This window comes from Streptomyces sp. NPDC048297, from assembly GCF_043201585.1.
In the GTDB taxonomy this organism is placed as follows: domain Bacteria; phylum Actinomycetota; class Actinomycetes; order Streptomycetales; family Streptomycetaceae; genus Streptomyces.
In genome coordinates, this window is record NZ_JBICZA010000015.1 from 1 (window position 1) to 13695 (window position 13695).

Annotated in this window: 12 protein-coding genes; 10 read left to right on the plus strand and 2 right to left on the minus strand. The window is 70.7% G+C overall.

Translation table 11 applies throughout. The features are described 5' to 3' along the window. Positions 1 to 300 precede the first annotated feature (300 nt). The 9 genes from ACGFYV_RS18130 to ACGFYV_RS18170 all read left to right on the plus strand — a co-directional run bounded on the left by ACGFYV_RS18130 (position 301) and on the right by ACGFYV_RS18170 (position 8116). Positions 301 to 1413, plus strand: a complete 1113-nt coding sequence (locus tag ACGFYV_RS18130) for an IS110 family transposase (protein ID WP_393879382.1) — start codon at positions 301 to 303, stop codon at positions 1411 to 1413. A 32-nt stretch (positions 1414 to 1445) separates the two neighbouring features. Continuing rightward, the gene (pcaC, locus tag ACGFYV_RS18135; protein WP_393879383.1) at positions 1446 to 2735 is read left to right on the plus strand and encodes a 4-carboxymuconolactone decarboxylase; all 1290 of its coding nucleotides are present in this window, start codon (positions 1446 to 1448) and stop codon (positions 2733 to 2735) included. Between the two features lie 35 nt (positions 2736 to 2770). Beyond that, positions 2771 to 3406, plus strand: coding sequence for an MBL fold metallo-hydrolase (locus ACGFYV_RS18140; RefSeq protein WP_393879384.1), 636 nt, complete (start codon positions 2771 to 2773; stop codon positions 3404 to 3406). 117 nt (positions 3407 to 3523) lie between these two features. Continuing rightward, positions 3524 to 4303: an exodeoxyribonuclease III gene (locus tag ACGFYV_RS18145; protein ID WP_393879385.1), complete on the plus strand. Its 780-nt coding sequence runs from the start codon at positions 3524 to 3526 to the stop codon at positions 4301 to 4303. Between the two features lie 15 nt (positions 4304 to 4318). Next, positions 4319 to 4738: a DUF6278 family protein gene (locus ACGFYV_RS18150; protein ID WP_393879386.1), complete on the plus strand. Its 420-nt coding sequence runs from the start codon at positions 4319 to 4321 to the stop codon at positions 4736 to 4738. Positions 4739 to 4901: 163 nt separating this feature from the next. Continuing rightward, entirely contained in the window at positions 4902 to 5645 is a 744-nt protein-coding gene (locus ACGFYV_RS18155; protein WP_393879387.1) for an amino acid ABC transporter ATP-binding protein, read from the plus strand. Positions 5646 to 5663: 18 nt separating this feature from the next. After that, positions 5664 to 6584, plus strand: coding sequence for a glutamate ABC transporter substrate-binding protein (locus tag ACGFYV_RS18160; RefSeq protein WP_393879388.1), 921 nt, complete (start codon positions 5664 to 5666; stop codon positions 6582 to 6584). A gap of 12 nt (positions 6585 to 6596) precedes the next feature. After that, on the plus strand, positions 6597 to 7241 hold the full coding sequence (locus ACGFYV_RS18165) for an amino acid ABC transporter permease (RefSeq protein WP_393879389.1): 645 nt from the start codon (positions 6597 to 6599) through the stop codon (positions 7239 to 7241). Then, the gene (locus ACGFYV_RS18170) at positions 7238 to 8116 is read left to right on the plus strand and encodes an amino acid ABC transporter permease (protein ID WP_393879390.1); all 879 of its coding nucleotides are present in this window, start codon (positions 7238 to 7240) and stop codon (positions 8114 to 8116) included. The genes ACGFYV_RS18165 and ACGFYV_RS18170 overlap by 4 nt, the downstream gene beginning before the upstream one ends. Before the next feature lie 148 nt (positions 8117 to 8264). Here the strand turns inward: ACGFYV_RS18170 and ACGFYV_RS18175 are convergent, their stop codons facing one another. Next, a complete protein-coding gene (locus tag ACGFYV_RS18175; protein ID WP_393879391.1) occupies positions 8265 to 9017 on the minus strand; it encodes a hypothetical protein in 753 nt (250 codons plus the stop codon). Positions 9018 to 9160: 143 nt separating this feature from the next. Here ACGFYV_RS18175 and ggt point away from each other — a divergent pair, with 143 nt between their 5' ends. Further along, positions 9161 to 10960 (plus strand): gamma-glutamyltransferase, encoded by a 1800-nt coding sequence (ggt, locus tag ACGFYV_RS18180; protein WP_393879392.1) that lies wholly within the window; start codon positions 9161 to 9163, stop codon positions 10958 to 10960. Between the two features lie 58 nt (positions 10961 to 11018). Here ggt and ACGFYV_RS18185 read toward each other — a convergent pair whose 3' ends face one another. Beyond that, positions 11019 to 13577 (minus strand): ATP-dependent Clp protease ATP-binding subunit, encoded by a 2559-nt coding sequence (locus ACGFYV_RS18185; protein ID WP_393879393.1) that lies wholly within the window; start codon positions 13575 to 13577, stop codon positions 11019 to 11021. Positions 13578 to 13695 lie beyond the last annotated feature (118 nt).

The following is a 13695-nucleotide window of genomic DNA, read 5'->3' on the forward strand; positions in this document are numbered from 1 at the left end:
GCGGCAGCAGCGGGGCCACCCGCTCCCACAGGTCGTCAGGAACAAGATCAGCACGCACTCCGGACACCCTGCCGACCAAGATCGTCGAGCACAAGACCCGCAGCGCAACTCATTCTGAAACGATCAGTAAGTCACACGGTGTCGGCTGTTGGCCGGGGATGGTGCGTTGTCGGTACCGGACTGGCGGGGCGTGTCCCGGTAGGGGCCTGCCGATCGTTGTGGCGTCCTCACGATTCTGACCGTCCGACGCGGCCCGGTACCGGCAACGCGACACGTCATCGGACCGGGAAGGGATCGGGTATGGCGAATTCGACCATGTCCAGTACGTTGCCTGCTCCGAAGGCCCGCCGCCGCCCCGCGGGTGAGGTGGTGCTGGGCGTGGATACACATCGTGATGCCCATGTGGCTGCGGTGCTTTCCTTGACGGGGGCGGTGCTGGCCACTGACGAGTTCCCGGCCACCGCGGCTGGATACCGCGCTCTGCTGAAGTGGGCCGGGAAGTCGGGAACCGTGAGGCGGGCTGGAGTGGAGGGGACCGGCTCCTACGGGGCGTCCCTGTCCCGCTATCTGCTGGCCCAGGGTGTGGACGTGTTTGACGTGAACTGGATGGACCGGGCGGATCGCCGTCGGCGCGGCAAGTCGGATCCGCTCGATGCCCAGAACGCGGCGCGAGCCGTGTTGAGCGGGCGGGCCCGCGCCCGGGCCAAATCGGGTGACGGGCCGGTGCAGATCGCGAGAATGTACAAGCTCACGAAGGCGTCGGCGGTCAAAGCCCGCACGCAGGCCATTAACCAGCTCAAGGCCGTACTCGTCACTGCCGAGCCCGCCTTACGGGAAGAGCTGGCTGGACTGGGTAATGCCGAACTCTTCCGTACCTGTGCGCGGTTCAACGACGCGAGCGGCCAGGAAGAGGTCGGCGAAGAGCCGGTAGCGCAGGCCACGCGGATCACGTTGGGCCTGCTGGCATCCCGGATCGGCCGGCTCTCCGAAGAGATCCGGGAGGTGGAGGTTCGTCTGGCCCGGCTTGTGCAACGGCATGCCCCGCAGCTGCTCGACGTGGTGGGGATCGGTCCGGACACGGCGGTCGCTCTGCTGGTCACGGTGGGGGACAATCCGGAGCGGCTGGACAGTGAGGCGTCGTTCGCTGCGCTGTGCGGTGTCAGCCCTGTCGAGCGTTCCTCGGGGCGCCGGCAGTTCCGTCGTCTCAACCGCGGCGGCGACCGGCAGGCCAATGCCGCGCTGCATCGCATCGTGTTCACCCGCCTGCGGGTCGATCCGCGCACTCAGGACTACTACGAGCGGCGGATCAAGGAGGGCAAGACCCGGCGCGAAATCGTCCGTTGCCTCAAGCGCTACGCGGCCCGGGAGGTCTTCCATCTGGTCAAACAGCTAAAGCCAGACCCCCGCTCATAGGGGCTGTCGTGACAGATGAGAGGCTCAGACGGGTGAGCGAGACACCACCGAACACCCTGCAATACCGCTTTGACGGGCCAGAAGACGCCCCGGTCCTGATCCTGGGCCCCTCGCTGGGCACCACGTGGCACATGTGGGACCGCCAGGTACCGGAGCTGGTCAAGCAGTGGCGCGTCTTCCGCTTCGACCTGCCGGGCCACGGCGGCGCCCCCGCGCATCCGGCCGGTTCCGTCGGCGAGCTGGCCGCCCGGCTGCTGGCCACCCTGGACGGCCTCGGCGTGCAGCGCTTCGGCTACGCCGGCTGCTCGCTGGGCGGCGCCATCGGCATCGAGCTGGCCCTGCGCAACCCCGAGCGGCTCGCCTCGCTCGCGCTGGTCGCCGCCTCGCCCCGGTTCGGCACGGCCGACGAGTTCCGCCAGCGCGGTGTGATCGTACGGACGAACGGGCTCGACCCGATCGCCCGCAGTGCCCCCGACCGCTGGTTCACCACCGGCTTCTCCGCCGCCCAGCCCGCCATAACCGACTGGGCCGTGCAGATGGTGCGCACCACCGACCCGGGCTGCTACATCGCCGCCTGCGAGGCGCTCGCCGGGTTCGACGTGCGGCCCGAGCTGGGCCGGGTCGACGCGCCGACGCTGGTGCTGGTCGGCTCCGACGACCAGGTCACCGGTCCGGCCGAGGCACGCACCCTGGTCGCCGGGATACCGGACGCGCGCCTCGCGGTCGTCCCCGGCGCCTCGCATCTGGTGCCGGTCGAGCAGCCCGCCGCCGTCACCGACCTCCTCGTACGGCACTTCTCCACCGCCTGGCGGCAGCTTTTCGACACCGGCCAGACCGCGCTTCCGGCCGCCCCGGTCAACCCCGCCCTGACGGCCGCGCCGCACGCCGGCCCCGTCGCCGAGATCGCCCCGGCCGTCGTACCGGCGCAGCCGCCCGGGACGCCCGACCGGTACGAGACCGGGCTGAAGATCCGCCGCGAGGTGCAGGGCGACGCGCACGTCGACCGGACCCTGGCCGACGCCGACGACTTCTCGGGCGACTTCCAGCAGTTCGTCACCCGCTACGCCTGGGGCGAGATCTGGGACCGGCCCGGCCTCGACCGCCGCGCCCGCAGCTGCGTCACGCTCACCGCGCTGGTCGCCGGCGGTCACCTGGAGGAGCTGGCCACCCACGTCCGTGCCGCCCTGCGCAACGGCCTCACCCCGGACGAGATCCGCGAGGTGCTGCTCCAGGCGGCCGTGTACTGCGGGGTGCCGGCGGCGAGCGGCGCGTTCCGGGTGGCCCAGCGGGTCATCCGTGAGGAGACCACGCCCGCCGAGTGAGCCCCGGGCACCCGGTGACGGCAGGATGGGGAGGCATGAAGCTCACCAAGAAGTCCCACGCCTGCGTCCGCCTGGAGAAGGACGGGCGGACGCTCGTCATCGACCCGGGCGGGTTCAGCGAGCAGGACGCGGCGGCCGGCGCGGACGCGATCCTGGTCACGCACGAGCACGCCGACCACTTCGACGAGGGCCGGCTGCGCGCCGCTCTGGAGGCGAACCCGGCCGCCGGGATCTGGACCCTGAAGTCCGTCGCCGACCAGATCTCGGCGGCTTTCCCGGGGCGCGTGCACACCGTCGGGCACGGCGACACCTTCACCGCCGCCGGCTTCGACGTCCAGGTCCACGGCGAGCTGCACGCGGTGATCCACCCCGACATCCCGCGCATCACCAACGTCGGCTACCTGATCGACGGCGGCCGGGTCTTCCACCCCGGCGACGCCCTCACCGTCCCCGACCGGCCGGTGGAGACCCTGATGCTCCCCGTGATGGCCCCCTGGAACAAGATCGCCGAGGTCATCGACTACGTCCGCGAGGTCGCCCCGCAGCGCGCCTACGACATCCACGACGCCCTCCTCACCGACCTCGCCCGCCCGATCTACGACCGCCAGATCGGCGCCCTGGCCGGCGCGGAGCACCTGCGGCTCGCCCCGGGAGCCTCCGCCGAGCTGTGAGCCGTCCGCCGTCAGCCGTCAGCCGTCAGCCGTCAGCCGTCAGCCGTCCGCCGTCAGCCGTGCACGGTGTGCTGTGCGCCGGGCCGGTTGTCAGACCCGGCAGGTAGGTTGTGAGGCATGCGCATCGCCACCTGGAACGTGAACTCGATCACCGCCCGCCTGCCGCGGCTGCTCGCCTGGCTGGAGAGCAGCGGCACCGACGTGCTCTGCCTCCAGGAGGCGAAGATCGCCGAGGAGCAGTTCCCGGTCGACCAGCTGCGCGAGCTGGGCTACGAGTCGGCGGTCAACGCGACCGGCCGGTGGAACGGCGTGGCGGTGCTCTCCCGCGTCGGCCTTGAAGACGTCGTCAAGGGCCTGCCGGGCGACCCGGGCTACGAGGGCGTGGTCGAGCCCCGCGCCGTCTCGGCGACCTGCGGCCCGGTCCGCGTCTGGTCGGTGTACGTGCCCAACGGCCGCGAGGTGGACCACCCGCACTACGCCTACAAGCTCCAGTGGTTCGAGGCACTGAAGGCCGCCGTCGCCGACGACGCGGCCGGCGGCCGCCCGTTCGCGGTGCTGGGGGACTACAACGTGGCGCCGACCGACGACGACGTCTACGACAGGGCCGCCTTCGAGGGCGCCACGCACGTCACCCCCGCCGAGCGCGCCGCCCTCGCCTCCCTGCGCGAGACGGGCCTGACCGACGTCGTCCCGCGCCCGCTGAAGTACGACCACCCGTTCACGTACTGGGACTACCGCCAGCTCGGCTTCCCGAAGAACCGCGGCATGCGCATCGACCTGGTGTACGGCAACGGTCCGTTCTCGAAGGCTGTCAAGGACTCCTACGTCGACCGAGAGGAGCGCAAGGGCAAGGGCGCGTCCGACCACGCGCCGGTGGTGGTCGATCTCGACGTGTGATGCCACGCTGGGTGCATGCATCTTCCGTTCCTGGGCCATCGGCACGACAAGAGCGGTGGTGCGGAGCTTCCGGCCGACCCGGAGGCGATCGCCGCGCTGCTGTCGGAATGTGAACTGCTCCGCTCCCAGGCGGCCGAGGCGGACGTCCAGCTGGACGACACGCCGGCCTCCCTGGCGGCGCTGGACCAGTTGGTCCCGCGCTGGCGCGACGACGCGGAGACGCTGCCCTGGCTCGGCAACGACGCCGGGCTGTACCTGGGCACGGTGGTCGTGCGCACCGTACCCGGCGCCGTGTGGCGCATCCGGTCCGACGGCGAGCCGGTCATACAGCTCCCCTCGGGCCGCGAGGTCGAGGTCGTGGAGTCAGGCCAGGAGTGGGCGGCGAGCGGCGTCCCCGAGCTGTCGCAGCTGTACGCGGAGGTCGCCGAGTCCTGAGCCCGGCCACGGGCACCGGCATCCGCCCGAAGCCCACGCCCGAAGCCCGCGCCCGAGGGTTAAATACGCCTAATGCCTGAAAGTGCGTGTCGTCCGTCGGCTCCACCGCTCTCTGGATAGTTTGCGGCGACCACGACACGGCAGAAGGTGAGTAGGGCTGCGGATGGCCGTCGAGCCGTTGATCGAGCTGCGCAACGTCAACAAGTACTTCGGGGAGCTGCACGTCCTGCGGGACATCGACCTCACGGTGGGCAAGGGGGAGGTGGTCGTGGTCATCGGCCCCTCGGGGTCGGGGAAGTCGACGCTGTGCCGGACGATCAACCGCCTGGAGACCATCGAGTCCGGCACGATCACCCTCGACGGACAGCCGCTGCCCTCGGAGGGCAAGGCCCTCGCGAAGCTCCGCGCCGAGGTCGGCATGGTCTTCCAGTCCTTCAACCTCTTCGCCCACAAGACGGTCCTGCAGAACGTCTCCCTCGCCCAGGTGAAGGTCCGCAGGCGCAGGAAGGACGAGGCCGACAGCCGCTCCCGTGCGTTGCTGGACCGGGTGGGCCTGCTGGCCCACGCCGACAAGTGCCCCGCGCAGCTCTCCGGCGGACAGCAGCAGCGGGTGGCCATCGCCCGCGCCCTCGCCATGGAGCCCAAAGCCCTCCTCTTCGACGAGCCCACCTCCGCCCTGGACCCCGAGATGATCAACGAGGTGCTGGAGGTCATGCGGCAACTGGCCCGTGAGGGCATGACCATGGTCGTCGTCACCCACGAGATGGGCTTCGCCCGCGCCTCCGCCAACCGGGTCGTCTTCATGGCCGACGGCCGCATCGTCGAGGACCGCACCCCGGAGGCCTTCTTCACCAACCCGCGCAGCGAACGCGCCAAGGACTTCCTCTCCAAGATCCTCAAGCACTGAGCCGGGGGAGTGCGACCCATGTCCCGTACCACACGTGTGCCTCTCCTCCTGACCGTTCTGGCCGTCCTGACCGCGCTGTTCGCCGCCGCCTGCGGCAAGGAGGGCAGCCCGCCCACCAAGGGTCCGGTGCAGAACAGGCTTCCCCACTACGAGGTCGACCGGGCCTTCACGCTGCCCGATTCCCCGACCTGGACCCGGGCGAAGAAGCGCGGGTACCTGCGCGTCGGGGTCAAGGAGGACCAGCCCTACCTCGGCGAGCGGGACCCGGCGACCGGTGTCTACTCCGGCTTCGACATCGAGGTCGCCAGGATACTGGGGGCCTCGCTCGGCTTCCCGGCGGACCGGGTCCGCTTTCGCACCATCGCCTCGGCCAACCGCGAAACCGCCCTGCAGAACGGCCAGATCGACTACTACGTCGGCACCTACACCATCAACGACAACCGCAAGAAGCTCGTGGGCTTCGCCGGTCCCTACTACATGGCCGGACAGTCGCTGCTGGTCCGCAAGGACGAGAAGCACATCCGGGGGCCGCAGGACCTCGACGGCAGACGCGTCTGCTCGGCGGCCGGTTCGACCCCCTACCAGCGCATCAAGGAACAGTTCCCGAAGGCGGTCCTGGTCGCCTACGACACCTACTCGGTGTGCGTCGACAACCTGCTCACCTACCAGGTCGACGCCGTCACCACCGACGACGCGATCCTCATCGGCTACGCGGCGAAGGCACCCGACGAGCTCAAGGTCGTCGGCAGGCCCTTCTCCCAGGAGCCCTACGGCATCGGCGTGCCGCGCGGCGACAACGCCCTGCGATACGCCCTCGACGACGCGCTGCGGGCACGCGAGGAGAACGGCGACTGGAAGAGGGCGTACGAGGCGACGCTCGGTCAGTCCGGAGTGCCCGCCCCCGAACCGCCCCCGATCGACCGCTATCCGGCGAGCTGAAGCGAAGACGGCATGAACGTACTGACAGACAACTTCTCCCTCTTCGCCGAGGGTTTCCTCGGCACGGTCGAACTGACCGTCTACGCCTCCCTGCTGGCCCTGGTGCTGGGCTTCGTGACGGCCTCCTTCCGTGTCGCGCCCGTCGCCTCGCTGCGCGTCTTCGGCACGGCCTGGGTCACCGTGCTGCGCAACACCCCGCTCACCCTGCTGTTCTTCGCGGTGCTGCTGGGCCTGCCGCGGTTCGGACTCGTCCTGCCCTTCAAGGTGTTCGCCGTGCTCGCGCTCGGCTGCTACACCTCGGCGTTCATCTGCGAGGCGTTGCGCTCCGGCATCAACACCGTGCCCAGGGGACAGGGCGAGGCGGCACGCAGCCTCGGCATGACCTTCACGCAGACCCTCGCACTGGTCGTGCTGCCGCAGGCGTTCCGGTCCGTGATCCCGCCGGTCGGCTCCACGCTCATCGCGCTCGCCAAGAACTCCGCGATCGCGGGCGCGTTCAGCGTCACCGAACTGCTCGGCACCTACAAGACCCTGGGCGAACTGGGCTACAACGTCGTCTGGACCTTCGTCTGGATCGCCGTCGGCTACCTGATCATCACGCTCGCCATCAGCGCCCTGTTCAACGTGCTGGAGCGCACCTACGGAGTCGCCCGATGACCGACGCCACCGCGCTCTACGACGTCCCGGGGCCCGGCACCCGGCGACGGCACGCCCTCTACGGCGTCCTGTCCACGGCCGTCCTGCTCGCCCTCGTCGCCTGGATCCTGTATCTCCTCTTCGCCACCAGGCAGTTCACGGCCACCAAGTGGGCGCCGTTCGAGTACAAGGGCATCCAGAAGCTGCTGCTGCGGGGCCTCGGGAACACGCTCAAGGCGTTCGCGATGGCGGCCGTCCTCTCGCTCGTCCTCGGGGGCGTCCTGGCCACCGGACGGCTCTCGGAGCACCGGGTGGTGCGCTGGGCGGCCACGGTCGTCGTGGAGTTCTTCCGCGCCATGCCCGTACTGGTGATGATCTTCTTCATCTTCGTGGCGCTCAAGGTCCAGCCGCTGCCCGCGCTGGTCGCCGGACTCGCCCTCTACAACGGCTCGGTGCTCGCCGAGGTCCTGCGCTCCGGCGTGAACGCCGTCGAACGCGGCCAGAAGGAGGCCGCGTTCGCGCTCGGGATGCGCAAGACCCAGGTCATGTCCCATGTGCTGGTCCCGCAGGCCGTGCGGGCCATGCTGCCGGCCGTCATCAGCCAGCTGGTGGTCGCCCTGAAGGACACCTCGCTGGGCTTTCTCATCACCTACGAGGAGTTCCTCCACGCCGGCAAGCTCATCGCGTCGAACCTCGACTACGATTTGCCGTTCATCCCTGTGGTGATGGTGATCTCGCCGATCTACATCGGGATGTGCATGCTGCTCTCGTGGTTCGCCGGCTGGGTGTCCCGCCGTGAGCAGCGCAGTCCCAAGACCGAGGCCGTGGCGCTCGACACGGTCGAACCTGGGACGCTGCTGCCGGGTGGGGAGCCCCCCACGGCCCCGCGACCTTAGGGGGGCGGCAGTTCACACGGGCCAGGCTCGTCCGGCGGCAGCCGGAGATCACTGCTCGCGCACGGGGACGGACGCGTACGACGGGTCGTCCGGGGGCGAGGAGAAGGTCAGCTGCGCGCCGGACGGGTTGTGCCTGTGCCGGGCGGTGTCACGACGCCCGGTGCCTGCTCCGCGCCTCCGTGGCGGCCGGCAGCGGCGCCTGGGCCACCCGCGTCACGTCCGCGACCAGCTCGACCAGATCGGGGCCGTACGCCTGGGAGTTGACGACCTTCAGCAGCAGCACGAAGGTGCCCGAGCCGTGCTTGCGCGCCAACCGCTCGTGATTGCGGGCCAGATAGCGGGTCGCGGCCTGGTTGGTGATGGCCCGCTGGCCGCAGAAGAGGAACACCGGCCGGGTCTCCGTACCCGCCGAGACCCGGGCGAGCAGGACGTACTCGGTGACACCCGCGTCCATGCGGTAGCGCTCGGCGCCGATCTGGAACGCGCCCCGGTCCGCGACCGGTTCGGGGTCGACGTTCACGCGTATGCCGGGCAGCATCGCCGACATGTGGGCCATCATCCGCCGGTTGGAGGCGGGCCCGCCCACGCAGAACTCGGTGCGCTCGCCGAAGCTCTGCTGGGGCGCGTCCTGCGTGACCATGGTGACGTGCGCGCCGCAGTCCTTGATCAGCGCGGCGAGCTCCAGCAGTGCGAACACGTCGAAGCGGTGGACCGCGGGCTCGGACGTGGCGGGGTCCCGGTTGACGACGAGCAGGGCCTCCGAGTTCTCCGGCAGACCGAAGAAGGCCTGTTTGCGGCGCAGCTTGCGGCGCCACAGATAGGTACGGGCGAGCCAGCCCAGTGAGGCGCTGATGCCGGCGGCCACGACACCCAGGACGATGTTGCGTACGTCGTCGTTCATGGGGGCGCATGGTAGCGGGCCCCGGTGGCGGGTACGTACCCCTGTTCGAACTGTGGCGTTCGTGCAGTGAGTGACTCAGGCACTCTGTCGGTACCGCCGGTAGTCTGGTTAGGCTGCGCGGACGGTTCCGACGGGAGGTTAGTATGGGTCGTCCTTGCACGCGGAAGCTGGCGGTTCTGGCGGTCTCGGCCGCTGTGGTGACGGTGGGAGCGGCGGCTCCGCCGGGCGCACCGCGGGCCCCCGCCCCGAAGGTCCCCGTCGCGGTCGGCTACGGCGGCGCGGTCGCGAGCGTCGACGAGGACGCCTCGGCAGCCGGCATCGAGGTACTGAAGAAGGGCGGCAACGCCGTGGACGCGGCCGTCGCCACCGCCGCGGCGCTCGGCGTCACCGAGCCCTACTCGGCCGGCGTCGGCGGAGGCGGCTACTTCGTCTACTACGACGCCAAGTCCCGCACGGTGCACACCATCGACGGCCGCGAGACCGCGCCGCTGAGCGCGGACTCCGACCTGTTCACGGAGAACGGCAAGCCGCTCGCCTTCGGCGACGCCGTCAGCAGCGGTCTGAGCGTCGGCACCCCGGGCACCCCCGCCACCTGGCAGACGGCACTGGACGAATGGGGCAGCAGGAAGCTCGGCAAGGTCCTCGAACCCGCCGAGCGCATCGCCCGCGACGGCTTCACCGTGGACGACACCTTCCGTTCGCAGACCGCCTCCAACGAGAACCGGTTCCGCTACTTCCCCGACACCGCAAGGCTGTTCCTGCCGAACGGACAGCTCCCGGTCGTCGGCTCCACCTTCAAGAACCCCGACCTGGCCCGGACTTACGAGGAACTGGGCCGCAAGGGCGTAGGCGCGATCTACCACGGCGACCTGGGCGACGACATCGTCCGGACCGTCAACAAGCCGCCGGTGGACCCCGGTTCGGGCTGGAACGCCCGCCCCGGCCAGCTCTCCGACAAGGACCTCGCGGTCTACCACGCCAAACTCCAGCAGCCCACGAGGACTTCCTACCGGGGCCTGAAGGTGTACTCCATCGCGCCCTCCTCCTCCGGCGGCACCACCGTCGGCGAGGCCCTCAACATCCTTGAGCGCACGGACCTGTCCAGGGCGAGCGAGACGCAGTACCTGCACCACTACATCGAGGCGAGCCGTATCGCCTTCGCCGACCGGGGCCGCTGGGTCGGCGACCCCGCCTTCGAGGACGTACCGGCGAAGGAACTGCTGTCGCAGAAGTACGCCGACTCGCGCGCCTGCCTGATCAAGGACGACGCGGTCCTCACCAGCCCGCTCGCCCCCGGCGACCCGCGCCACCCCGCCGCCTGCGCCACCGGCGGCACGGCGGCCCCGACGACGTACGAGGGCGAGAACACCACCCACCTCACCGTGGCCGACAAGTGGGGCAACGTCGTCGCCTACACGCTCACCATCGAGCAGACCGGCGGCAGCGGCATCACCGTGCCCGGCCGGGGCTTCCTGCTCAACAACGAGCTGACCGACTTCTCCTTCACTCCGGCCAACCCGGCCGTGCACGACCCGAACCTGCCCGGACCCGGCAAGCGGCCGCGCTCCTCGATCTCCCCGACGATCGTCCTCGACCGGCACGACAAGCCCGTCGTCGCGCTCGGTTCGCCCGGCGGCGCGACCATCATCACCACCGTGCTGCAGACCCTCACCGAGTTCGTCGACCGGCATCTGCCGCTCGTCGACGCCATCGCCGCACCCCGCGCCAGCCAGCGCAACGCGGCCCGGACCGAACTCGAACCCGGCCTGTACGACAGCGACTTGAGAAGGCAACTGGAGGCCATCGGGCACAGCTTCACGCTCAACCCCGAGATCGGCGCCGCGACCGGCGTCCAGCGGCTGCCGGACGGCAAGTGGCTGGCCGCCGCCGAGAAGGTGCGGCGCGGCGGCGGCTCCGCGATGGTCGTGAACCCGACACCGTAGAGCACGACACCGTAGAACCCGACACCGTAGAGTCGGCGCCCCGGAGATCTCCGGGGCGTCACGCCTCGGCAGGGGACGGCGGCCGGGCCTCCCGCACGCGGAAGTCCAGCTGTTCGTCCCGCACGTCCACGGTCACATGGCCGCCCTCGGAGACCGTGCCGTTCAGCAGCAGCCGGGACAGCCGGTTGTCGACCTCGCGCTGGATGGTGCGGCGCAGCGGCCGGGCGCCGTACTCCGGCTGATAGCCGTGCTCGGCCAGCCAGTCCACGGCCGCGTCCGTGAAGTCCACCGTGACACCCTGGCCGTCCAGCATCCGGCGGGTGCTCCCCAGCAACAGGTCGGTGATCTGCCGCAGTTGCTCGCCGGTGAGCTGCCGGAAGACCACGATCTCGTCGATGCGGTTGAGGAACTCGGGCCGGAAGTGCTCGCGCAGGGGCCGCAGGATCCGCTCCTGCCGTGCCTCCTCGTCGGCGTTCGCGCCGCCCGGCCCGAACCCTATGCCCGCACCGCGCCGGGTGATGGCCTCGGAGCCGAGATTGCTCGTCATCACGATGACCGTGTTGGTGAAGTCCACCGTGCGGCCCTGGGAGTCGGTGAGCCGGCCGTCGTCCAGGACCTGCAGCAGGATGTTGAAGACGTCCGGGTGCGCCTTCTCCACCTCGTCGAGCAGCAGCAGCGAGTACGGGTGCCGGCGCACCACCTCGGTCAGCTGGCCCGCCTCCTCGTGGCCGACGTACCCGGGCGGGGCGCCCACCAGCCGGGAGACGGTGTGCCGCTCCTGGTACTCGCTCATGTCGAGCCGGACCATGCGGTCCTCGCTGCCGAACAGGGCCTCGGCGAGCGCGCGGGCCAGCTCGGTCTTGCCGACGCCGGTCGGGCCGAGGAAGAGGAAGCTGCCGATCGGCCGGCTCGGGTTCGACAGCCCGGCCCGGGAGCGCAGCACGGCCTCGGAGACCACGCCGACCGCCTCGTCCTGGCCGACCACCCGGTGGTGCAGATGCTCCTCCAGGCCGAGCAGCCGCTCCTTCTCCTCCTGGGTCAGCCGGCTCACCGGGACACCGGTCTGCCGCGACACCACCTCGGCGATCGCCTCCGCGGTCACCTCCAGGTGCTGCCCCTCGTCGGCCTCGTCCTCGTCGCTGGCGTCCGTGATCCGCTGCTTCAGCTCGCCGATCCGGTCGCGCAGCTGGGTGGCCTGCTCGTACTGCTCGTCGGCGACCGCCTGGTCCTTGTCCCGGACCAGCTGCTCCAGCTCGCGCTCCATCACGCGCACGGCCGTCCCCTTCGTCCGGGCGCCCAGCCGCACCCGCGCGCCCGCCTGGTCGATCAGGTCGATCGCCTTGTCCGGCAGCCGGCGGTCGGTGAGATAGCGGTCGGACAGCTCCACGGCGGCCACCAGCGCCTCGTCCGTGTAGCGGACCTGGTGGTGGGCCTCGTACCGGTCGCGCAGCCCTCGCAGGATCTCGATGGTGTCCTCGACGGTCGGCTCGGGCACCATGACCGGCTGGAACCGGCGGGCCAGAGCCGCGTCCTTCTCGATCCGCCGGAACTCCTCCAGCGTGGTCGCGCCCACGATGTGCAGCTCGCCCCGGGCGAGGGCCGGCTTGAGGATGTTGCCCGCGTCCATCGCGCCGCCCTCGGCGCCGCTGCCGGCCCCGACGACGGTGTGCAGCTCGTCGATGAAGACGATCAGCCGGTCGGAGTGCGCCCGGATCTCCTCCACGATGTTGTTCAGGCGCTCCTCGAAGTCGCCCCGGAACCGGGTGCCCGCGACCACCCCGGTCAGGTCAAGGGCCACGACCCTGCGGCAGGCCAGGACGTCCGGGACGTCACCGTCCACGATGCGCTGCGCGAGCCCCTCCACGATCGCCGTCTTGCCGACACCCGCGTCACCGATCAGCACCGGGTTGTTCTTGCCGCGCCGGGACAGCACCTCGACGGTCTGCTCGATCTCCGTGTCCCGGCCGATGACCGGGTCGATACGACCCTGCCGGGCCAGCTCGGTCAGATCGCGGCCGTACTTGTCGAGCGTCGGCGTCGACGTGGGCCGCTGGCGCTCCGGGCGGGTCTGGGTGACCTCCGCCGTCTCCGGCGGCCCGCCGCTCGTCGGGAAACGGGCCGCGTGCAGGATGTGGCCTGCGGCCGAGTCCGGGTTCGCGGCCAGCGCGCTCAGCACATGCTCCGGGCCGATGTACCCGGCGCCGCTCGCCCGCGCCAGCTCGTGCGCGTCCAGCAGGGCCCGCTTGACCGCCGGGGTCAGCGACAGCGAGGTCGGCGGGGGCCCCTCGCCCGGCTGGTGCTGGGCGGGGCCCGCACGGCCGTCGATCTCGGTCGCCAGCGAGTCCGGGTCCGCGCCCGCCCGGCTGAGCAGGCTCCGGGTGGGTTCGGCCGACAGCGCCGCACGCAGCAGGTGCTGGGTGTCCAGGTCCCGGCTGCCGTGCTCGGCGGCGTATTGCGCGGCCCCTCTGACCAGCTCCCGGGCCGGCTGGCTGAGCAGACGGCCGATGTCGATGTGGCGCTGGCCGGGCTGTCCCGGCGTGGTGCCGGTTCCGCCGAAGAAGCGGGCGAAAAACTCTCCGAAGGGGTCGCCCTCCGGGCCGAGGTAGCCGCTGTTCATCGTGTCCGTCCTTCGCCGAAGGATGTGCGGAGCGGCCGCGCTGCCGGGGGGCCGCTCATGCCACGATGACACGATCCGTTGGAGGGGGCATGTTCGCTCGCGGGGGCCCGGCGTCCGC

Bases quoted from the DNA above. Each gene is read 5' to 3' on its own strand.
- ACGFYV_RS18130 (WP_393879382.1), top strand. From the start codon at position 301: ATGGCGAATTCGACCATGTCCAGTACGTTGCCTGCTCCGAAGGCCCGC.
- ACGFYV_RS18140 (WP_393879384.1), top strand. From the start codon at position 2,771: ATGAAGCTCACCAAGAAGTCCCACGCCTGCGTCCGCCTGGAGAAGGAC.
- ACGFYV_RS18145 (WP_393879385.1), top strand. From the start codon at position 3,524: ATGCGCATCGCCACCTGGAACGTGAACTCGATCACCGCCCGCCTGCCG.
- ACGFYV_RS18150 (WP_393879386.1), top strand. From the start codon at position 4,319: ATGCATCTTCCGTTCCTGGGCCATCGGCACGACAAGAGCGGTGGTGCG.
- ACGFYV_RS18155 (WP_393879387.1), top strand. From the start codon at position 4,902: ATGGCCGTCGAGCCGTTGATCGAGCTGCGCAACGTCAACAAGTACTTC.
- ACGFYV_RS18160 (WP_393879388.1), top strand. From the start codon at position 5,664: ATGTCCCGTACCACACGTGTGCCTCTCCTCCTGACCGTTCTGGCCGTC.
- ACGFYV_RS18165 (WP_393879389.1), top strand. From the start codon at position 6,597: ATGAACGTACTGACAGACAACTTCTCCCTCTTCGCCGAGGGTTTCCTC.
- ACGFYV_RS18170 (WP_393879390.1), top strand. From the start codon at position 7,238: ATGACCGACGCCACCGCGCTCTACGACGTCCCGGGGCCCGGCACCCGG.
- ACGFYV_RS18175 (WP_393879391.1), bottom strand. From the start codon at position 9,017: ATGAACGACGACGTACGCAACATCGTCCTGGGTGTCGTGGCCGCCGGC.
- ggt (WP_393879392.1), top strand. From the start codon at position 9,161: ATGGGTCGTCCTTGCACGCGGAAGCTGGCGGTTCTGGCGGTCTCGGCC.
- ACGFYV_RS18185 (WP_393879393.1), bottom strand. From the start codon at position 13,577: ATGAACAGCGGCTACCTCGGCCCGGAGGGCGACCCCTTCGGAGAGTTT.